Genomic DNA, 20,806 nt, shown 5'->3' with positions numbered 1-20,806 from the left:
GGCATCCGATTTTGTTGGTGAGGGTAGCTTCAACGGCGGCGGCGCATCAGGAACGCTGCGCAGCCAAGGCCGATCAGCGAAACCGACGATGGCTCCGGAATCAACTCGTAGCCGAGGCCATCGTATCGGGCGCGGGAGTCAGTTGTGCTGCCGTCTAGCTCCATGCCAATGAAGACTTCGATCTCGGAACCACCGCTCACTATTTTCTGTCCGATCTTCACACCATACATGCCCTGATTCCCGCTAGCCTGGCTGCTGAAGACCGTCGGGGAAGTATTCGTAAAGCTCAAGGTAGAGGCGTCGGAAACTCCGACGGTTGTTGCCCCAGCAACCGCTGGCTGACCAGGTGCGCTGTAGGTGGTGAGATCGCCTGTCTCCATCCCCGCCGAAATGGTCCAGTTCTGAGTATCGTTGGTGACCTGATCCCAGAAGAAAACCCAAATGTCATAGGTGCCATCATCAAGGCCAGTCAGCTCGGTCGTGAGCTCCGGGATATTGGCTGATGAGCCATTTGGAAGGGCCTCGAAAAGATTCCCCCCATTTCCTTCTATCCGCTCTTTCCACTGAGTATCGTTAGCGCTCGTGCTGTTGCCGGCCGCCCAAGTCGTAACTGCAAGTGAGCCACCGGTGGCATAAGTATTGCCGGAGGAGCCTTTTTGGGCATCCACGTAGGTAATGGCAGCGTTGGATGAGGCCGTAACAAGGGCAAGGCCTGCCAGCGAGGCAAGGGGAAGGGGCGCAAATTTGGATATTCTGTTCATTTTGACAAACTGGGATATTTGGGCTCAGGGTGGAATCACCGAGCTCCAACCTAATGAATACCGCCTCCGAGAATTAGGTAATCGTCTTTTTTTGAAGAAATTTTGGTCCAGATTCCTCCCTGGCATCGAAAATTGCGTTGATTTCCAGATTACCCTTTTGTTGAACGCGGTATTTGCCTTTGTCGTGTCGATGAAAGAAACTTCGAGGATGGAAGAGACCTTCGTGCATCTGGTCGCCAAACACCAGCTGGAGCTGCGCGCTTTCGTGGTCTCGATGATGCCTGGGAGCGCGGATGTGGATGACGTGATCCAAGAAGCCAATATCTCGATCTGGCAGAAGCGGGGGGAATTCGAAATTGGTTCGAGTTTCAAGGCGTGGATGTTTTCGGTGGCCAAGTTCAAGGTGATGGCGGCATGGCGCGATCAAAAGCGCCGCAGGGAATGGTGGGTGCCTGAGGACGTTTTGACCAAGCTGATTGAGGAGAGTATGGATGACGCCATTCGGACTAGCGTCCCGCGCCACGAAATCTTGAAGGAGTGTTTGAATCAACTAAGGCCGGAAGACCGGGGATTGATTCTTAGGCGTTACTTCGATGGCAGTCGCGTCAAGGCGCTTGCTTTGGAGGTTGGCCGCAGCGCGGATAGCGTGAAGGTTTCCCTTCGCAGAATCCGGCTTGTGCTCGGAATGTGCATTCGACGTCGGCAACACCAGCAGGAGGGGACATCGTGAAAGGATCGGATGGTAGTCACGAGGTGATCGACGTTGCGAATATTTGGGGAAAGCTGGCCCAACTTGAGGACGGCACTTTGGATCCAGAGAGTCGGGACAAGTTGATGGCCTTGCTTGATGTGTCCAAGTCCGCTCGCAAATTGTATTTGGAATATTTTGATCACTCGGTCGGATTGGAGGCTGAAGCAAAATTTCTCGATGAGCACGGGAAGATGCCGGTGATTGCCGATTCGCTGCGTCCGTGGCGTGTTTTCAGGAGGTCGATCATTACTGCGGCGGCGTTGGTTGTCCTTTCCGCGACCGTAGGAACGCTCTTCATGATCCGCCAACCTGAGTTGTCGAAGCTGACCACTCGCGTGGCAGCCGGTACGAGATGGATGGTGGATGGCGAGGTCCAGCTTTCGGGATCGGAAGAAGTCGTGGTCGTCGAAGGTTCGAAGGTTCGGGTTACATCCGGAACTGTAAGATTACAGCTCGAGTCCGGCACTGTTATGGTCATGCAAGGGCCTGCAGAAATTTCGTTCGCTGAGCTTGATCGGCCATTTCTCCAAGAAGGTTGGCTGTGGGTCGATTCAGGGGAGTCCGACGAAGCGTTTGAGGTCGGCACCCCAGAGCTGCTGATCCGTGATATTGGAACCCGCTTCGGAGTTCGTGTTCCGGCTCACGAGCCGGTTGAGGTGCATTTGGTTGATGGTTTGATCGACATTATTGACAAGGAAAGTGGCGGGATGCTCACCAGCTTGATCCCTGCGGCAGAAGGGCTTGCGATCCCGATCGATGAGGAGCCGTATCAAGTTCCCTTGGGGCGCGATCCATTTCCGGAGCTTGCGGCATTGCTTTCAGAGGAGTCGAACTATCGAACGACGGTTCTCAGCCAGACGCCGGTGGGATACTGGCGCTTTGAGGAGAAAGACCATGGGGAGCTGGTCAACGAACTGCCTGACGGCTCGACCGGGGGGTATGGGCTTAGTGTCGTAACAGGGGTCGATGGTCTGGGATCGGCCGGTGGTTTCCTGGGCTTCGGAGACGACAGCAAGGCAGTGAAGCTCATCGGTGAGGATCCGCTGAGATCGGTTCTGGTAGGTCTCGATAGTTCGCAGGGGATCTCGCGACAGGAAGGTGCAATCGGTTTTTGGATCCGTCGCCATCCCGGAGCCATGGCAGACGAAGTTCTGTGGTTGGCTGGCGTGAAGGGATCGGGAGGCAGTATACCAGAAGCCTCGATGTTGCACACTTTGCTCACTTCCGAGGGTAGGGTTGAGTTTTTTATCGAGAACGGAGCGTACGATGTGCAGTTGTCGTCGACGCGAAGTATTGCGGATGGCCGCTGGCATCAAATCGTAGCAAGCTGGGGACCGACTTCGGTCGACCTGTATGTCGATGGAAAGCGAGTGGCTCGCGATGGAGATTCACGCACGCTGAAAGAGGGCATCACCGCAGGCAGGTATGTCCGCTTCGGCAAGCCAAGCTACGATCTTCAGCAACAAGGTTATCAGTCGTTCAGCGGATGGGTTGATGAATTGGCGCTCTGGAGTCGTCCATTGACCCACGGAGAGGTTTCCCATCAGTACCGGTCTGCGCTTGGAGAGACGCCGGACTGAGCAGGCTTCAAGTGGTTCCTGTGTCTCAATGAGGGTGGCTCTTGCATGACTGACCTGAGTCCGACGGTTCCAGATGGTTCGGATCAGCAAAGGTTTGATGGGAATCTCCCGTATTAGCAGGGGCTTGTAGCTATGGAAAAGGGTGACTGTCCGTTCCAGAAAGTGAATTGGAGACAGATTCGTGGTTTCCCAACGTTTTCTTTGGAGGCCCTTGGATAACTCTGAGAAATCGATCATGTTTCGCCACGCCCTCGTTCTCGCTACTGCCGTTCCTTGGGTGCTTGGGCTCCCAGTGAGCGCCGGAGAAGAGAGCCCATTGAACGCTGAGGATCGGTCCTTTTTCGAAGCGAAGATCCGGCCCTTGCTCTCAAGCCACTGCTACGAATGTCACTCGGAGAAGGCTGGGAAAAGCAAGGGAGGTCTGCTGCTCGACCGACGGGCTGGGTGGGAGGCTGGAGGCGATAGCGGTGGTTCCGTCATTGATCTGAACAACCCGCAACGGAGCTTGATGATCCGCATGGTACATCACGATCCCGATTTCGAAGCCATGCCGCCGAAGAGCAAGCTGTCAAATGATGAGATTGCGAGCCTTGAAGAGTGGATTGTGCGAGGAGCTCCGGATCCTCGAGACGAGGAGATTGGCGAGGCGGTCGCAGTGAGTGATTTCGATCTCGAGGCGCGCAGCGACTGGTGGTCGCTTCAGCCATTGATTGAAAGCTCGGCCCCGGACGTCCGGGATGAGTCCTGGCCAATCAACGACTATGATCGATTCATTCTTTCGCGGCTTGAGGAGAAAGCGTGGAAGCCAGCCGAGGGTGCCGACAAGGCAACCCTCCTACGGCGTGTGAGCCTGGCTCTCACGGGTCTGGCTCCGACACCCGAGGAACTCGAGGCGTTTCTGATGGATGATTCCGAGGATGCCTATGAACGCCAGGTGGATCGTTTGCTCGATTCCCCCCACTACGGGGAGCGATTTGCCAGGCATTGGATGGATGTGGTCAGATATGCCGACTCCAAGGCTTTCGAACAGGACTATACGATTCCTTATGGGAACGAGTACCGGGACTATCTGATCAGGGCTTTCAATAGGGACATTCCCTACGACCAGTTCGTCAGGGAGGCCTTTGCGGGTGACCTTCTGGAATCACCCCGGATCGATCCGGCGACGGGAATCAATGAGTCGGTGATCGGTCCGGGTTTCCTGCTGTCAACGGATGGCCAGCATGGACCGCCGGATCTTCATGTGGATGAAGCGCGGGTTTTCGACGGTATGATCAATACGGCGACGGTGGCGTTTCAGGGGCTGACCGTGGCTTGTGCGAAGTGTCATGATCACAAGTTCGACGCAATTACGGCAGCGGATTACTATTCGTTCTACGGGATGCTTCGTAGTTCGAGGCTGCATTATGCAAACATCCGTTCGCTTTCGGTCCGACACGAGGAGGTGCTGGAGAAATTGAAAGCCCACCAATCCCGGGTGGTGTCCGCGGTGCTTGAAGGAGCTGTTGGTCAGGGTGGGGAGCTGGTCGAGGTGATCGGTTCTGCCGTGGATCTTGGTGATGATCCTGAGTTGAAGAAGCTTCTGGAAAAGGCCCGCAGGGATGCAAAAGCACTCCAAGAGCTCAGAAGCAGCGTCGTTGCAAAGGCCTCCCGTGAAATTGGGCCTGAGACCGGTAGGGAGGTGGCGAACTGGTTCCTGTTCTTGTGGCTCGACGAGGATATTCCCGAATTGAATGGTTTGCGCCGGGCTCTTGTCGGGAAGGCCTCCAGGTGGGGAAGGTCATCCAAACCTCCGTATGTGATGGATCGGCGCTTCAAGTGGACGATTCAGGGGCGGGGCTTCGAGTGGGTCGATGAACCGGCGTTCACGGTTGATCTGGATCATCCTTCGATCATCCGTAGCGGGAGCAGCCATGGGGCGGCGAGTGGGTTGAAGGCGCCGCGACTCGATGGCGTTTTGAGAAGCGAGGATTTCATTCTCGATGGCAAGCCGATCGAGTTGTGGGTGAGAGGGCGTGAGGCGGCGGTCAATTTGATCGTGAGAAACTACGAGATGACGGGCATGGGGCCCACTACGGGGGTTTTGAGATTCAATGTTGATTCATCGCGTATGACCCGGGTCAGCATTCCAACGGAGCTTTGGCAGGGGGAGCCGGCCTATCTTGAGGTGCTTCATCACGGTCGTGAGATGCAATGTGTTTCGCCGAAGCAGGAAGTCACACAGCCTTCGGACCGGGCCCATGTGGCGCTTCTGGGTAAAGTGGATTTCGGGTTTTTCGACAACTACTGGATCGACCGTGACCCGCAACTGATTGCCGAAGGTATTGTGGATTTGGTGGCGGGTGCCGCGTCGAGTCAGATCGATGGACATGAAGCGGATCTTGTCGGTGCCTTGTTTGGGGAAGGACTGGTCCGAGTCGATCCCTTGGTCGGGGAGCTTGAGGGATTGCTCGATGGTTTGAGGAGACTGCATGAAAAGCTACCGCAGCCTCGATATGTGAGAAGTCTCGTCGATGGGACTCACTATGACGAACCGGTCTACGTCCGGGGTAGTCACAAGCAACCGAGCAAGGAACCCAATCCGAAGCATTATCTCGACGTGTTTGGTGGATCACGCATCGGCAAGGGAAAGAGTGGTCGCCTCGAGTACGCCGAGCACCTCCTGACAACTTCGGATTTTCTCACGGCCCGAGTAAGGGTGAATCGAATCTGGTCGCGAATTTTTGGAAACGGACTGGTGTCTTCGGTCGACGACTTCGGGAAAATGGGGGAGAAACCAAGTCATCCCGAATTGCTTGATTTCATGGCGCGGCGTTTCATCGACGAGGGTTGGTCGACCAAGCGATTGATCCGTGACCTGGTGACTTCGAGAACCTACCGGATGGTGTCGGTTCCGGGTGCCGGGGTGAGGGATGAGGATCCGAAGAACCTTTTTCTGCAGCACATGGCGGTTCAGCGGATGGATGCGGAGTCGCTAAGGGATCACATTCTGCAGGTGAGCGGCGAGCTGAAGCGTGATCTTTATGGGGAGTGTATCGATGTGAATACGGATGATCAGCTGCCCAGCAGGGCAATGCCACGCAACGGCCCGTTGGATGGTGCCGGGAGAAGATCGATCTACCAGACCATGAGGCGGAGTTACCTGCCGAGCTTCCAGAGGGCTTTCAATCTCCCCGATCCCAGCGCTCCGGTGGGCCAGCGTCAGCAAACAAATGTGCCAGCCCAATCACTGACCTTGATGAATCACCGCTTTGTTCATCAGCAGGCGGAGGCATGGGCGAAGTCCCTGATGTTGGTTCCAGGGGTTGAGGTCCGGATCGAACGTCTTCATCTTCAGGCCTTTTCCCGCTCCGCAACAGATGAAGAGATGGCGTGGGCGAAGGAGGTGCTCGAGGAGTTCCGGGAGGAGGGTCGCGAAGTGGTGGCCTGGAAAGCCCTTTGTCATCTGATGATCAATCGAAAGGAGTTTCTTTATGTCTTTTGATGCAGCGGGTTTCCTCAGGCGCCGCGAGTTCATGGGGCGCGGAGCGATGGGTTTCGGGTCCCTGGCCCTGGCGAGTCTGATGCAGGATCAGGCCCGGGGGGAGTCCGCCGGGTTGCGCCCGGTTTCCCCCCATTTTCCACCCCGGGCGAAGCAGGTGATTTTCCTCTTCATGGACGGCGGGGTATCGCATGTGGACAGCTTTGATCCGAAGCCGCTTCTGGCGAAGGAGAATGGCCAGAAGCCGAAGTTCCAGGTCGACAAAACGGTCTTCAACAACAACGGAAACATTCTCAAGAGTCCGTGGGAGTTCAGGAATTATGGCGAGAGCGGGCTGCCGATCAGTGATCTGTTTCCCCACATCGGTAGTTGTGCGGATGACTTGTGCGTGTTGCGTTCGATGACTTCCTTTTCACCCAATCACCCGAATGCCGTTTATTCGCTCCACAGTGGGCATATTCTAACAGGTCGGCCGAGTATGGGAGCTTGGGCTTCCTATGGTCTTGGGACCGAGGGTCGGGATCTGCCAAGTTATGTCGTGATTCATGGCGGTCAGGTTCCGAGCGGCGGGATGCAATCGATGGGCAATGGCTTCCTGTCGGCGGCCCACGAACCCTCGATTTTCCTGCCCCATGGGCAGGTGCTCAAGAATATCTCGCCGCGGGAGGCATCTACGGCGATACAGCGGCGAAAGCTGGATTTCCTGCGTGAAATTGATGGAAGCCTGGCAAGGCAGCGTGAGGATTCCGAGGCGATCCGGTCCGCGATCAGGAACTATGAAATGGCCTATCGCATGCAGATGTCGGTGCCCGACGTGGCGGATCTGGAGACGGAGAGCAAGGCGACGAAGAGTTTGTATGGCCTCGACTCGAAGACCAAGGCGACTCGGACCTACGGGGCTCAGTGCCTGATGGCACGCCGACTTGTTGAGCGCGGTGTTCGGTTCATCGAGTTGACGATCGACAAAGCGGGAGGTGACCGCTGGGACCAGCACTCGAAGCTGAAAGAGGGTCATGAAGCCAATGCGGCGATGGTTGATCAACCGATTGCTGGCCTTCTCAAGGATCTGAAGTCACGCGGCTTGCTTGAATCAACGCTGGTGGTTTTCGCCGGCGAGTTCGGCCGGACGCCCTTCGCTCAGGGAAGGGATGGTCGGGATCACAACCCGCAGGGTTTCAGTATCTGGATGGCGGGTGGGGGCGTCCGTGGTGGCATGACCTACGGGGAAACCGATGAGTATGGCTATCGAGTCATCGACAAGAAAATGACGGTTCACGATCTGCATGCCAACATGCTCCACCTCATGGGGATGGATCACACACAATTGACATTCCGGTATGGCGGGCGTGACACCCGGCTCACCGATGTGCACGGCGAGATCATTCCCGAGATTCTGGTTTAGAGAATCGTTGCACAGGAGACCGACGGATCAGTTGCCTGTCAGTCGATGGTTCAACTTGATCGATTTGCGCAGCTGAGCCATGACGTCGACCATCGGGCGCTGGGTATGGACGGCGGATCGGCAGCCTGGATCAACGAGGGCGTGACGGCTGACATGGCGGCCAATTTCGCCGAACAGCTGCTGCATACGCGTCTCGATCAGGCCGAGCTCGGCTTTGTATTCGGAAATGGCCCGGTTGGCATCGCCGATCTGTTGGAAGGCACCGGCGGCCTCGTCGCGGTGTCTTTTCCGCTCGGCATCGAGTTGCTTGTCGATATCGTTGAGCTTGGTGTCGAAGGTCTTGATTTCCCGCGCGATGCGATCCCGATCGGCTTTGAGTTTTTCAAAAGAACTGCGTAACTCGGCCATGCGGGTCTTGGTCTTCTCGAGGACATCCGATTCCTCGCGGGATTCCTCCTTGAGAACTTCGAGTTTGGTTTTCAGGCCGTCGTAGAGTCGACGGACCTCGCGAGCCTTGGTCACCACGGTGTCACGGCTGTGCGCGAGGGTCTCGAGTTCTGAGATCCGGTCGCGGCGAGCTTCTTCGAGATGATCCTGTTCTACGGAGCGCTCGCTGAGAAGCGCAGCCCGCTGTTCATGAGCCTCGGTGAGGATCTCCTGAGATTTGGCGAGATCCTTCTGCAAACGCTCCTTTTCCGAGAAGAGGCGTCGCAGGTTCCAGTATTCGATACCCAACTCCTCGACGTCTTCGACATTTTCCCAGATACGCTCGCCGAGGATTTGCTCGGCTTCGCGGAGCAAGTGGGTCTCCGAGGCGGCATCAGCCATGCGGTTCTGGCGTCGGTTGATTCCGAAAGCCAGTGCCACCCGTGCCAGGAAGTATCGTGTCGTTGTCATGGATGGCCAATTATTCCTCGCTGAGCTTCTTCTTCAGGATGGCGATGACCTCGAAGTCTTCGAGGGTGGTGGTGTTGCCTGAAACGTCGCCGGTCTCGACGAGTTCCTTGAGCAGACGGCGCATGATTTTCCCCGAGCGGGTTTTGGGCAAGCTCGGAGCGAAATGCAGGTCGTCAGGTTTGGCGATGGCACCGATGGACTTGCCGACGTGGTTGCGGAGTTCGGTTTGGAGTGCGGCGGATTCCTTGTGTTTGCCCTTCAAGGTAACGAATGCCACGACGGCTTGGCCTTTGATGTCGTGAGGCCTTCCGACCACCGCGGCTTCGGCGACGGCAGGGTGAGCGACGAGCGCGCTTTCGACTTCGGCGGTGCCAAGGCGGTGACCGGAGACGTTGAGGACATCATCGAGACGGCCGACGATCCAGAAATTCCCTTTCTTGTCACGGCGTGCTCCATCACCGGCGGTGTAAATGCCTTTGTAGTTCGACCAGTAGGTTTTCCTGAAGCGGGATTTGTCGCCGTAAATGGTGCGTGCCATCGAAGGCCATGGCTGGCGGATAACGAGTCGACCGCCCTGATTGGCTTTCATTTCCTTGCCCGACTCATCGAGGATCGCGGCGTCGATGCCGAAGAAGGGCAGGGTGGCGGTGCCGGGTTTGGTCGGGGTGCAACCCGGCAGTGGCGTGATCATGATCGCCCCAGTCTCCGTTTGCCACCAGGTATCGACGATCGGACAGCGGCCACCGCCGATCTTGTTGTAATACCACATCCAGGCTTCGGGGTTGATCGGTTCGCCGACGGTGCCGAGCAGGCGTAGTGAGGAAAGGTCGTGCTTTTCGGGAAACTCGTCGCCAGCCTTGATGAAGGCGCGGATGGCGGTCGGTGCGGTATAGAAAATCGAGACGCCGTATTCCTCGACCATTTGCCAGAAGCGTCCGAAGTCGGGTTGATTCGGGGCGCCTTCGTACATGACCTGGGTCACGCCCATTGCCATGGGTCCATAGACGACATAGGTATGTCCGGTGATCCAACCGACATCGGCGGTGCACCAGTAGACGTCATCGTCCCGCATATCGAAGATATACTTGCAGGTGGTGTAGGCACCGGTGAGGTAACCGCCCGAGGTATGAAGGATGCCTTTGGGTTTCCCGGTCGAACCGGAAGTGTAGAGAATGAAAAGCGGATGCTCGGAGTCGAACGGCTCGGCTTCATGTTTGGCGGAGACTTTTGCCTCAAGGTCGTGCAGCCAGTGGTCGCGGCCCCTCTTCATCGTGATCTTCTGGCCGGTGCGTTTGACCACGATCACGCTTTGGATCGTCTTGAGGTTCTTGATCGCCTCGTCGACGTTGTTCTTTAGTGGAACGATCTTGCCTCGTCGCCAACCTCCATCGGCCGTGATGATGTGCTCGGCACCGGAGTCCTCGAGCCGGTCAAAAATCGAGTCGGCGGAGAAGCCACCGAAGACGACGGAGTGGACGGCACCGATCCTGGCACAGGCAAGCATCGCGAAGGCAGCTTCGGGAATCATCGGCATGTAGATGAGGACCCGGTCCTTGGGTTTCACCCCTTGAGCGAGGAGTACGTTGGCAAACTTGCAGACTTCGCGGTGGAGCTGCGCGTAGGTGATCACCCGCTTGTCGCCGGGTTCTCCTTCGAAAATAATGGCGGCCTTGTTTTTGCGCGGGCCCTTGGCGTGACGGTCGACACAGCTTTCGCTGACATTGAGTTTGCCGCCGATGAACCACTTGGCATCGGGGGCCTTCCAATCGAGCGCCTTTTTCCACTTCTTTTGCCAGCACAGCTCCTTGGCTTCGCGCGCCCAGAACTTCTTCGGGCTTTCGACGGATTCCTTCCAAAGCTTCTTATACTGGGCCATGCTCGAGATCCGCGCCTTCTTGGAAAACGCTTTGGAGGGTTTGAAGATCCGGTGCTCGGTCTGGTGGCTCTCGATATTGTTGCTCATGGTTTCTTGGGTTTCTGGGGGGCTGGCTTCTGGTTGAAAGAGCTAACAATCCCAGAGCGGTGCCCGCTACTCAATATTTCCGCTTGAGTGACTGTTTTTTGGCGAGGCCAGCAGGCGGGCGGCGAAGTGACTTCTTGGCTGCCTTTTTGGCCGCTTTTCGGGCAGGTCGGCGTCCCGCTTCCTTGGCCTCTTTCGAACGAGGCGTGCGGCGGGCCTTGATTCGCTTTTTCTTCTCGGGATTGGTTTTGATCAGGGCGATCTCTTCCTCGGAAATGGGACGCCACTTTCCGGGCGGGATATCGGTCAGTTGGAAGGATCCGATGCGAATCCGGACCAGGCGCTGCACGCTGTATCCGAGGGTCTTGAACATCATCCGGATCTGCCGTTTGTGGCCGGTGATGAGGACGATGCGGATCCGGCGCGGGGAAAGGCGTTCGATCTCCTTTGCCTGGAGCTTGCCATCCTCGGTGTAGAGGCCGGAGAGAAACTGGTCGAGGTGGTCGTCGCGAACGATCTGGTTGGCGGTGACGATGTACTCCTTTTCGATGTTCTTCGAGGGATGGAGCAAGCTTTGGGAAAGCGTGCCGTCATTGGTCATGATCAGCAGTCCCTCGGATTCCCGGTCGAGCCTGCCGACGTGGTTGAGGTGCTGGAGCGAGCCGGGGAGCAGTTCGTAAATGGTGTTCCGTCCAAGTTCGTCGGCCTTCGTGCAGACCAGGCCCCGCGGCTTGTGCATCATGATGACGTTGGTCTGCTTGGCGATCACGCGCCGACCGTCGACCTTGACGAAATCGCCGGGTTGAACTTTCTGCGCGGGGCTGAGACAAGGGTGGCCGTTGATCTCGACGTGGCCTTCCTGGACGAGGAGGTCACAGGCGCGGCGAGATCCGACGCCGCAGGAGGCGAGGTACTTGTTGAGGCGGGTTCCGTCGCTCATGAGAACAGATTAAGAGGATTGCCAGATACAGAAAAGGCGCGATCCCCGTAAAAGGACCGCGCTCTTTGAAAGGAAAAGCGAATGGAGGGAGGAATCAATCCTCACCCTTGGTCTTTGGAAGACCGATCGGGCTACGACCATCTTTCCACAGGCCGCGGGCCTTGAGGATCTTGACGCGTTCGAAGCGCTTCATGACGGAGCGCTTACCTTCGGCGCCACCTTTGAGCTTGAGAGTGCTGTGCTTGGACATGGGAAAAATCGCGGGATTCAGGTCGCGGGGCGCGGAAACTAGGAGCCAAGTGCGAGGATGGCAATGGGAAAAACACCCGAGAATCGAGTTTCCGGTCGGAAATCACCCGGCAGTGCCGAAAAGCCGGTCACCGGCGTCTCCGAGGCCCGGCAGGATGTAGCCGTGGTCGTTCAGGCAGCGATCGACGGCGGCGGTGAAGATCGGCACTCCCGGCATCGCGTCCTCGAAGGTCTGGATCCCCTCGGGAGAGGCCACAAGGCAGACGAATCGCAGGTGCTTGGCCCCGGCATTCTTGAGGTTGCGTAGGGCTTCGACGGCCGAACCGCCGGTCGCGAGCATCGGGTCGAGGAGGATCACCTCGCAGTCGGCCAGGTTTGGCGGGACTTTCATGTAGTAGGGCTCCGGGAGCAGCGTCTTCTCATTGCGGGCGAGGCCGATGTGGGCGACCGAAGCCTGCGGGAGGAGGTCGAAAAAGCCGTCGAGAAAGCCGAGGCCGGCTCTCAGGACCGGGGTGAGGACGATGCCGCGTTCGGCGGCGACGCCCGTGGTGATCTCCAGCGGGGTCTCGCAAGGGATGGGGCGGGTGGTGAAATCGGCGGTGACGGCTGGAACCATCAGCGAGGAGATTCGGCGCAGGTGTTGGCGAAAAGCGGTGCCCGGACAGTGGCGGTCGCGAAGGGCGGTGAGCTCTGCTTGGATCAGCGGGTGGTCGACGATGTGAAGCATGAGTGAGGAGAGCAGTTTACGGTCCGGCCTCCAATCACCAATGGAGGAGCAACGCCCTCGTCGCTCAGAGGCGAGGGAGCTCAGTCCATTATTTGAGGGCGGGACGAGAAGCCGCTCGAGGCGGATCTACCACTTGCTGAAGTCTTTTTTCGCCTTCGGATTGGGTGCTGGTGCGAGGGCGTCGGTTTCTTTGCGCAGGGCGTCGAGTTGGGCTTTGAGCTTGGCGGCGATTTCCGGCTCGGCCTTGGCGAGGTTGTGGCGCTCGCCGGGGTCCTTGCTGAGATCGAAGAGTTCGATGTCCTTTTTCCAGTAGTAATCGATGAGCTTCCAGTTCCCATCGCGGATCGCGGATGATGGGATGCCACCTTGATTGCCCCAGTGGGGATAGTGCCAGAAGAGTGGGGCCCGGGAGTGGGACGCGGTCGGATTTTTCAGCAGAGTGAGGAAACTGGTGCCGTCCTGATGCTGATCGGGGAGTAGTTCGAATCCGCAGGCTTCCAGGAGAGTCGGGTAAAAGTCGGTGGAAATGACGGGAGTCTCGCAGACCTCGCCGCCTTTGATCGCCTTCGGCCAGCGAACGATCAGCGGCTCCCTGATGCCTCCTTCATACATCCAGCCTTTGCCCGCTCGGTAGGGGAGGTTGCTGGTGGGGGAGCCTTCTGAGGTCGAGAGGCCGCCGTTGTCGGAGAAAAAGATGACGATGGTGTCGTCCGTGAGTCCGTTGTCGTCGAGAGCCTGCATGACTTTGCCAACGGCGCGGTCCATGGATTCGACCATGCCGGCGTAGACCGCATGTTCCTGGACGGTGCGGTTCTCGCGAGGATTCTCGGGTCCGAACTCCGCCTTGAGCCCGAGTTCCTTTCGCTTCTGACGGTATTTTTTGACCAGATCCTCGGGGGCCATGAGCGGGGTATGAACCGAGTAAAAGGGGAGATAGACAAAGAAAGGCTGGTCCTTGTGCTGCTTGATGAACTTGCTGACTTCCGTGGCAAGGCGATCCGGGAGGTGTTCTCCCTTCGGACCGTTGGGGAGATTCGGGTTCGCGTAGGGGGAAAAATACTTGTCGCCGCCGTAGGGGCCGCCGCGGTCCGTGCCTCCCACATTGATGTCGAAGCCGTGGTCTTCCGGCCATGAGCCCTTTTTTCCCAGATGCCACTTGCCGGCGTGCATGGTGGCGTAGCCCTTGGATTTCAGGGCCTCGGCGAGGGTCGTGTGGTCGGCGGCGAGCTTCTCCAAGTAGGGAGCGGGGAGGACCGGGCGGTTCGCATGCTTGCCGAAGCGGCCGGTTTTGGACGGGTCGTAGTCGTCGGGGATCTGGTCGAATCCGTTGGGCGCACCAAAAAAGTCCGTATTGCGGGTGCGTGCGGGGTATTGGCCGGTCAGGATCGACGATCGCGTCGGCGAGCAGACCGGGCAGGCGGCGTAGCCTGCGGTGAAGCGGAGCGACTCGCTCGCCAACTGATTGAGGTGGGGGGTATCGTAGAAAGTTTCAGGATTGTTGAATCCCACATCCATGTAGCCGAGGTCATCGGCCATCATGAAAATAATGTTGGTGGCAATGGCTGGCAGTGTCAGGGCGGCAAGGATGGCGAGTGATTTCAAGTCGGGTCGAGGGTGAGGTCGGGTCACTTCGGCAAAAAGCACGACATTTGGTGGAGCAATAAATGACGAAATGACAAAGAAGGCGGCTCCCTCCAGTAAGGAGATCAGCTTTTCTGAGGACACGCGACGCATGATGAATGATTTTTCACTCAAGGCCAAGGTGGAGTTGGGCGTGGTGCCGACCCATGCCAAGTTCGTGGGAGGTGTCGTCCCCGACGAGAATGGGCGGATGCCACGAAATAGCTCTGGTGAAATGGTGGTTGTTGAGGCGCTGCGTGATCTCATCGATTGTTCGCCTGTCGGTCTGGATGCCGTGCAGCTTTCGGTGTTTCCCGGAACTTTGGACGAAGAACTGGATGCCGTGATTGAGGCATTCAAGGAACTCGGCCTGATCGTCCATCTGGTGATGATGGTGGGAGGAGCGGACCCGATGAATCCCGACGATGAGGATGCGGTGGTCGCGCAGTTGTTGCCATCGCTGGAAGCGGCAAAGAGGCACGGTGTGGTCCATGTGGCATCGACATCGATCGAGCAATGGCTGGACGCCGGAGCGGGAAGACGCGATGGGGCGGATTTCGAGGCCGCGGTCGCCCAGTTGGCGAAATTGCATGCCCGCGCTTATCGCGAGGCCGGCTTGGAGGATTCCTGCGTGAAGGCGTGGCACATCGAATTCCTGAGACCCGGTGAGTTCAACACCTTCACCGATCTTGGGAGAGCCTGGACTTTTGTGAAAGCGGCGAACGAGTTGGTTGGAAAATCATTCTTCAAGTGTCTCATCGATGCCGCCCACTGCGGTGATTCTGATCTCGATATTCCGGCGAATGAGGCTTTGATCCGAGAGATGGCTGCTGCTGGGGACATGGGCCTGTTTCATGCGTCGGCGAAGACGACCCGCGGATGTCTGTCGACCGACGACGGATGGGTCGGCGCTCTGCTCGCGACCTGTGCGGAGACGGGGAATCTCGAGCAGGTTTTTGTCGAGATGTTCTGCCACGACGATGTGGCGCTGGCTCCGCTGAGGGAGCTTGATCCGCGCCACGGCGTGGACACCTGCGATGGACGGACCTACACTCAGGTCGTGGCCGACGGACTGGAATCGGTGGCGAGACGCTTGAACAATTTCGTGGTTCGCGGAAAGCTTGAGGCACGCTGAAAAAGTGATGGAGAGAATTCACGGAGCAGACTGCTGGAAGATTGGCAATGGATTGGTGGCGCTCGCGGTCACGCGGGAGGGCGCGCATGTGGCTCCGGTGCGGTTCCAGCTCGGTGAGCGTGAGGTTTCTCCCTACTCGCTTTCTCCGTGGAAACCGGACGAGGTCGATCAGCAGCTCCCCGTGTTGCTGAAGGTGCTCCGTGGTGATTTCTTCTGCCTTCCCTTCGGACCGCAGGACGACGGGCCTCCCCATGGCACATCCGCCAACGGCGAGTGGAGCCGGATCGAGGGGGACGACGGGCGACTGGTCGTCGGGATCGATTGTCCGGATAGCGGGGCGCGGATTGAAAAAGAGATCTCGCTGCGATCCGGAGAGACGTCGATCTACTATGAATTTCGTATTGCGGGACTGGATGGTGAGTGGAGCTACGGCAATCACCCGATTATCGATTTTTCGAAGGTGGCTGACGGAGAAGGCTTTCTGAGCGTGTCATCATTCAGGTGGGGCTCAGTCTATCGCGGGGTGTTTTCCGATCCTGAAAAGGGTGAAAGCCAGGCACTCGAATCCGGGGGAGAGTTCGTGGAGTTGGGCGAGGTCCCGCTGGCGGATGGATCGACGACGGATTTGAGCCGCTACCCGGCGCGCCCGGGATTCGAGGATCTTGTCATGATGGTCAACGAAGAGGCCAGCGAGGAGCAGCCCTTTGCGTGGTCGGCGGCGGTGCTTGATGGCTACGTCTGGTTTTCACTGAAGGATCCTGCGGATTTTCCCTCGACCCTGTTCTGGCTGTCGAACGGCGGGCGTCAGGATGGTCCGTGGAGCGGCCGGCATACGGGCCGGGTGGGAATCGAGGAGGTCTGTTCGCATTTTTGCGATCGGGTCGACGACTCGAGGGCCAGCGACTTGCCGGCGGAAGGAATTCCGACGACGCGAACTTTCCGGTCTGATGAAACCACGACGCTGAGGATCGTACAGGCGGTCGCTGAAGTGCCCGCCGGGTTCGGACGGGTCGTGAGTATTCTTCCCGACGGTCCGAAGCGGGTGGTGATCACGGGTGAAAACGGTGCCTCCGTGGAGTGCTCCGTTGACTGGTCCCACGTTCTCTGAAATCTCTCAATCCACAACCCCAAGAACACCATGAAACTCCATAATGCGATGTGGCCCGGCCTGGTTGGCAAGGAGCCCGATACCGATCACCCGCCGATCTCGCTCGATCACATGCTCGAACTCACCACCGCTGCCGAGGTCGGCGGTCGGAAATACGACGGCGTCGATCTGTTTATCTTCCACCCGCACACCGATCCCGATGCTTCGGAGGACGAGATCAAGAAGATGGCGGACAAGATCGCGGGCGCCGGGCTTTCCGTTGGATCGCTGGTTGCGCCGGTCTGGCCGGGCACGGTCGGTGGTCCGGCCTTCGGTTCCGATGAGGATCGCAAGAACTTCGTGCTGGCTGTCGAGAAGACCTGCCGCATCGCCAAGATCCTCAACGACCACGGCGTCCGCAAGTCGGGCGTGATTCGGGTCGACACCGCCGGTGGCACCGAGGATTTCGCCAAGGACCCTGCCGGCAACACCGCCAAGGTGGCCGAGACTTTCCGCGAAGCGGGCAAGATCGCCGAGCAATACGGCGAGCGCGTCGCTGCGGAAGGTGAGATCTGCTGGGGTGGCTTCCATTCATGGAAGGCAGCGGTCGATACGCTGGAAGCGACCGCCATTCCCGGCGTCGTCGGTTTCCAGGCCGACCTCGCGCACACCTATCTCTACCTGTTAGGCTACAACGCTCCTGAAGCCGCGCTGCTGAAGGAAGGCTACTCGGACGACGAGTTCTGGGCCGCCTACAAGACGATGACGGACGCGCTTCGTCCGTGGACCATCGACTTTCACGTCGCCCAGAACGACGGCACGGTGCACGGCACCGGCAGTCACGACAAGACCGGCCGCCACTGCCCGGCGGACGATCCGAAGGGCAAGCTCGATATCGCCAAGTGCTCGACGTACTGGCTGCAGGGCGCCGCCGAGCGCGGCATCGAGCACATCTGCTGGGATGGCTGCATGTTCGACAACTCGGTCCTCGAGGATCCGGCCACCTGGAACGCCATCCTCAAGGCGATGATCGACGTCGATAAGGCGCTCTGAAGCTGCCGCCACTCTACCACCTAATCTCAGAGACCCATCTGCCATGGCTGCTTCAACTCTCCCGGAGAAACTGCACGAGTATCCGCAACACGATGTCATCGATGGAGGATCGAATTCGATTCTCGATGACTGCCTCAATCAGAACGACGGCGTGCTTCAGCTTCTGCACCGGTATGCCGGCCGGACATTTTGCACCCCCGGGAAACGAATCCGTCTGGATGCGAAATCGTACTATCCGGACTACATGGGCGGAACCGGGCTCGATGAGATCTGGATGTGCTGCACCGTGCCCATTGTGACGGGCGTCATCGATACCCGCACGGGAAAGGCACCATTTCGTGAAGGGGAAGCCCACGTGCTCACGCCGGACGGGCAAGTCATCTCGCTGCAGGATTTGATTGCGGCCGATCCCAAAGCCGTCATGGGCGAGAAGATCATGGCAGTGTCAGAATCACTGTTCGGTGAAATCACTTGGCCGATTGTCTCCAAGAAGTTCGACAACCTGAATCCGATTCCCCATCACCTGCATTGGTCAAAGTGGGAGGTTTACGACATCAACTCCTTCGACAACCCCGGAGTCAATCCGTCGCATTATCACACCACCGCCATGGGGCTGTATCCGTTCGTCACGAAGGATGATTTTCTGGCGTGCATGAAGCGCTGGGGGCAAGGCGAATACAACGGGGTACGGCATCTTTCGCCGCATACGATGATGCAGCTTGATAACGGCTTCGTGATGCCGAATGGCGTGCTTCACTCACCGACGGACCTTTGCACGCACGAGTTGCATGTGACGATGGACGAGCACTTCCTCGCCGAGGACCGAACGCTCGATGGCCGAATCGGTGCAGCGGATGCGTTTTATGCCTGCCGGGAACAGGACTATCCGAAGGACCGGCATGAAGACTGGGAGTTCCTGGTGGATACCTTCGACTTCAAAGCCAATCAGGACCCGGACTTCGTGAAAAAGAATTCGCGTCCGGCCATCATCGCTGAGGAATTCGCCGGCGACGGCGTGGATGCCCAGTGGATTGTTTACGGCGATTTCCTTGGCGACCAGAAGTGCTCGATTCTCCGTCTCACCCTTGCACCCGGCGCGAAGACGAATTTCTGCCCGGAGAGCCCCGCGTTGTTCCACACGAATGGCGGACGCGGGAGGGTTGGAAAGCTCGAAGTGCGATATCACCAGGATATGAAGCTCGGTGAAATCTATCCGGAGATCGGATTCATTACCCAGGCTGCGCTGAATCGCGGCGGAGTGGAGATTGAGAACGTGGGGACTGAACCGCTCGTGCTGACCTTCGACTTCCCGCAAAACGCGCATTCTAAAACACCCGGTATTCACGCCGAATAACTCGTTCCCACTATCATGAAAAAGCAAATCCGAATCGGACTTATCGGCTACGGCTTCATGGGCCGGACCCACTCAAATGCCTACTCGCAGCTCGAACACTTCTTCGACACCCAGCACGTGCCCGTTCGTCAGGCCGTCTGCGGTCGCAACGAGGAAGCGGTGAAGGAGTTTGCCGAGAAGTGGGGCTACGCCTCGTATGAAACCGACTGGCGTGAGCTGGTAAAGCGTGATGACATCGATGCGATCGACATCTGCACGCCTAACAACTCACATGCCGAGATCGCGCTTGAGTGCATCAAGCACGGCAAGATGGTGCTGTGCGAAAAGCCGCTCGCACTGAATGGCGAGGAAGGTGAAGAGATGGTGAAAGCTATCGAGGCTTCCGGTCTTCCGAACCTTGTCTGGTATAACTACCGCTTCCTGCCGGCCGTCACCCACGCGAAGAATATCGTGGCTGCTGGTGAACTCGGCCGCGTTTTCCACTACCGTGCGAACTTCCTGCAGGACTGGACCATTTCCGAAGACCTACCTCAGGGCGGGGCGGCCTTGTGGCGTCTCGATGCGGCGGCCGCAGGATCGGGCGTGACCGGTGATTTGCTGGCGCACTGCATCGATACGGCCCGCTGGATCAACGGCAACATCGTCTCCGTTTCCGCGATGACCGAGACCTTCATCAAGGAGCGCGTGCATCAGGAAACCGGTGAGAAGCAGGCGGTGACGATTGATGATGCCTGCGCCTTCCTCGCCCGCTTTGAAAATGGATCGTTGGCGATTTTTGAAAGCACCCGCTACGCTCGCGGCCACAAGGCGCTCTACACTTTTGAAATCAATGGTGAAAACAAGTCGCTTTCGTGGGACCTGCACGACCTCAACCGGCTCTCCTACTTCGACCACGGAGTTCCGGGTGATCGACGCGGCTGGAGCAACATCCACGTGACCGATGGAGATCAGCCTTATGCTGGAAACTGGTGGGTCCCGGGTCTGTGTCTCGGCTACGAGCACAGCTTCACCCACGGCCTTTATGAATTCATGAAGTCGCTGGATGATCCATCCGCCGAGAAACAGTATCCGGATTTCCGCAACGCGCTCGGCACCCAGTATGTTTGCGATGCGGTCCTCGAGTCGGCCCGCACCGGGCAGTGGGTCGAGGTCAAGCAGTCCTGAGATTGGCCGTTCCAATCTGACAGCGAAGTTCTCATTGCGATATTCGCCGTGAGGACGAAGCTGGGCGGCGATTATGAATGATTCGCCTGCTCCTCCAAAGAAGGGCTCTTGTTTGATCAAGGGTTTGTTCATCGTTGCTGTCCTTGCCCTCATTGCGGGTGGCGTGTGGTGGTGGCAGAATCGTCCGATCGACCCGGTCGTGCTGTCGCCTGAGGAGAAGCAGGTGGTCGAACAGAAGGTCGAGGCGATTCAGCAGGAGGCGCCTGCGGAACCGACGTATGAGCCGGGCAAGCGTGAGATTGAGCTCACTCAGAGGGAACTCAACGGGCTGCTCAACGAACACACCACGCTGGGAGATACGGTGAAGTTTGAGCTGGCAACCGACGCAGTGCATGCGCGTGTTGAGATGCCTCTCGACAAAGACGTTCCGGTGATCGGAGGCAGCACGCTCAAGGCGAAAGCTCGATTCCTCGTTCACGAGGATGAGAATGGAGTAAACCTCGTGATCGAGGATGTCACGGTATGGGGTGTCTCGATGCCCAACGACTGGCTGGGTGGCCTCAAGGGCCGCAATCTGCTCGGCGAGGTAATCGGCGGAAAGGGTGGCAAGCTCGCTGGGGTGAACTCGATCAAGATCGAACCTGG

Annotated in this window: 17 protein-coding genes; 10 read left to right on the top strand and 7 right to left on the bottom strand. The window is 58.1% G+C overall.

Annotated features, from left to right (window positions below; genetic code table 11):
* Positions 1-29: 29 nt before the first annotated feature.
* On the bottom strand, positions 30-761 hold the full coding sequence (locus WBG04_RS09815; RefSeq protein ID WP_424314236.1) for a PEP-CTERM sorting domain-containing protein: 732 nt from the start codon (positions 759-761) through the stop codon (positions 30-32).
* Between WBG04_RS09815 and WBG04_RS09810 the strand changes: the two genes are divergently transcribed.
* The 4 genes from WBG04_RS09810 to WBG04_RS09795 all read left to right on the top strand — a co-directional run bounded on the left by WBG04_RS09810 (position 745) and on the right by WBG04_RS09795 (position 7,975).
* Entirely contained in the window at positions 745-1,491 is a 747-nt protein-coding gene (locus WBG04_RS09810; protein WP_424314235.1) for a sigma-70 family RNA polymerase sigma factor, read from the top strand. The two genes, WBG04_RS09815 and WBG04_RS09810, sit on opposite strands and share 17 nt — an antisense overlap.
* Positions 1,488-3,092: a LamG-like jellyroll fold domain-containing protein gene (locus tag WBG04_RS09805; protein ID WP_424314234.1), complete on the top strand. Its 1,605-nt coding sequence runs from the start codon at positions 1,488-1,490 to the stop codon at positions 3,090-3,092. The genes WBG04_RS09810 and WBG04_RS09805 overlap by 4 nt, the downstream gene beginning before the upstream one ends.
* 235 nt (positions 3,093-3,327) lie before the next feature.
* On the top strand, positions 3,328-6,576 hold the full coding sequence (locus WBG04_RS09800) for a PSD1 and planctomycete cytochrome C domain-containing protein (protein ID WP_424314233.1): 3,249 nt from the start codon (positions 3,328-3,330) through the stop codon (positions 6,574-6,576).
* A complete protein-coding gene (locus tag WBG04_RS09795; protein WP_424314232.1) occupies positions 6,566-7,975 on the top strand; it encodes a DUF1501 domain-containing protein in 1,410 nt (469 codons plus the stop codon). The genes WBG04_RS09800 and WBG04_RS09795 overlap by 11 nt, the downstream gene beginning before the upstream one ends.
* 27 nt (positions 7,976-8,002) lie before the next feature.
* Here WBG04_RS09795 and WBG04_RS09790 read toward each other — a convergent pair whose 3' ends face one another.
* The 6 genes from WBG04_RS09790 to WBG04_RS09765 all read right to left on the bottom strand — a co-directional run bounded on the left by WBG04_RS09790 (position 8,003) and on the right by WBG04_RS09765 (position 14,350).
* On the bottom strand, positions 8,003-8,872 hold the full coding sequence (locus WBG04_RS09790) for a hypothetical protein (protein ID WP_424314231.1): 870 nt from the start codon (positions 8,870-8,872) through the stop codon (positions 8,003-8,005).
* 10 nt (positions 8,873-8,882) lie between these two features.
* On the bottom strand, positions 8,883-10,835 hold the full coding sequence (gene acs, locus WBG04_RS09785) for an acetate--CoA ligase (protein ID WP_424314230.1): 1,953 nt from the start codon (positions 10,833-10,835) through the stop codon (positions 8,883-8,885).
* A 70-nt stretch (positions 10,836-10,905) separates the two neighbouring features.
* Positions 10,906-11,772: a pseudouridine synthase gene (locus tag WBG04_RS09780; protein ID WP_424314229.1), complete on the bottom strand. Its 867-nt coding sequence runs from the start codon at positions 11,770-11,772 to the stop codon at positions 10,906-10,908.
* Positions 11,773-11,866: 94 nt separating this feature from the next.
* Positions 11,867-12,022, bottom strand: a complete 156-nt coding sequence (locus tag WBG04_RS09775; RefSeq protein WP_424314228.1) for a small basic protein — start codon at positions 12,020-12,022, stop codon at positions 11,867-11,869.
* Positions 12,023-12,124: 102 nt separating this feature from the next.
* Positions 12,125-12,748 carry a uracil phosphoribosyltransferase gene (upp, locus tag WBG04_RS09770; protein WP_424314227.1) on the bottom strand — a complete coding sequence of 208 codons (624 nt, stop codon included), beginning with the start codon at positions 12,746-12,748 and terminating at the stop codon, positions 12,125-12,127.
* A 126-nt stretch (positions 12,749-12,874) separates the two neighbouring features.
* Positions 12,875-14,350 (bottom strand): sulfatase, encoded by a 1,476-nt coding sequence (locus WBG04_RS09765; protein ID WP_424314226.1) that lies wholly within the window; start codon positions 14,348-14,350, stop codon positions 12,875-12,877.
* Between the two features lie 70 nt (positions 14,351-14,420).
* Between WBG04_RS09765 and WBG04_RS09760 the strand changes: the two genes are divergently transcribed.
* From WBG04_RS09760 to WBG04_RS09735, 6 genes are all read left to right on the top strand, one after another.
* A complete protein-coding gene (locus WBG04_RS09760) occupies positions 14,421-15,503 on the top strand; it encodes a hypothetical protein (protein WP_424314225.1) in 1,083 nt (360 codons plus the stop codon).
* 7 nt (positions 15,504-15,510) lie between these two features.
* Positions 15,511-16,611 (top strand): hypothetical protein, encoded by a 1,101-nt coding sequence (locus WBG04_RS09755; protein WP_424314224.1) that lies wholly within the window; start codon positions 15,511-15,513, stop codon positions 16,609-16,611.
* A 30-nt stretch (positions 16,612-16,641) separates the two neighbouring features.
* Complete coding sequence (locus WBG04_RS09750) at positions 16,642-17,643, top strand: sugar phosphate isomerase/epimerase family protein (protein WP_424314223.1); 1,002 nt, start codon at positions 16,642-16,644, stop codon at positions 17,641-17,643.
* Between the two features lie 43 nt (positions 17,644-17,686).
* Positions 17,687-18,997 (top strand): hypothetical protein, encoded by a 1,311-nt coding sequence (locus tag WBG04_RS09745; RefSeq protein ID WP_424314222.1) that lies wholly within the window; start codon positions 17,687-17,689, stop codon positions 18,995-18,997.
* Positions 18,998-19,012: 15 nt separating this feature from the next.
* Positions 19,013-20,161: a Gfo/Idh/MocA family protein gene (locus WBG04_RS09740; protein ID WP_424314221.1), complete on the top strand. Its 1,149-nt coding sequence runs from the start codon at positions 19,013-19,015 to the stop codon at positions 20,159-20,161.
* A 73-nt stretch (positions 20,162-20,234) separates the two neighbouring features.
* The coding region (locus WBG04_RS09735; protein WP_424314220.1) for a hypothetical protein at positions 20,235-20,806 on the top strand (572 nt) is incomplete at its 3' end.

The organism is Haloferula sp. (assembly GCF_049672945.1).
Lineage (GTDB): Bacteria > Verrucomicrobiota > Verrucomicrobiia > Verrucomicrobiales > Akkermansiaceae > Haloferula.
This window is presented reverse-complemented; position numbering and strand designations above follow the sequence as displayed.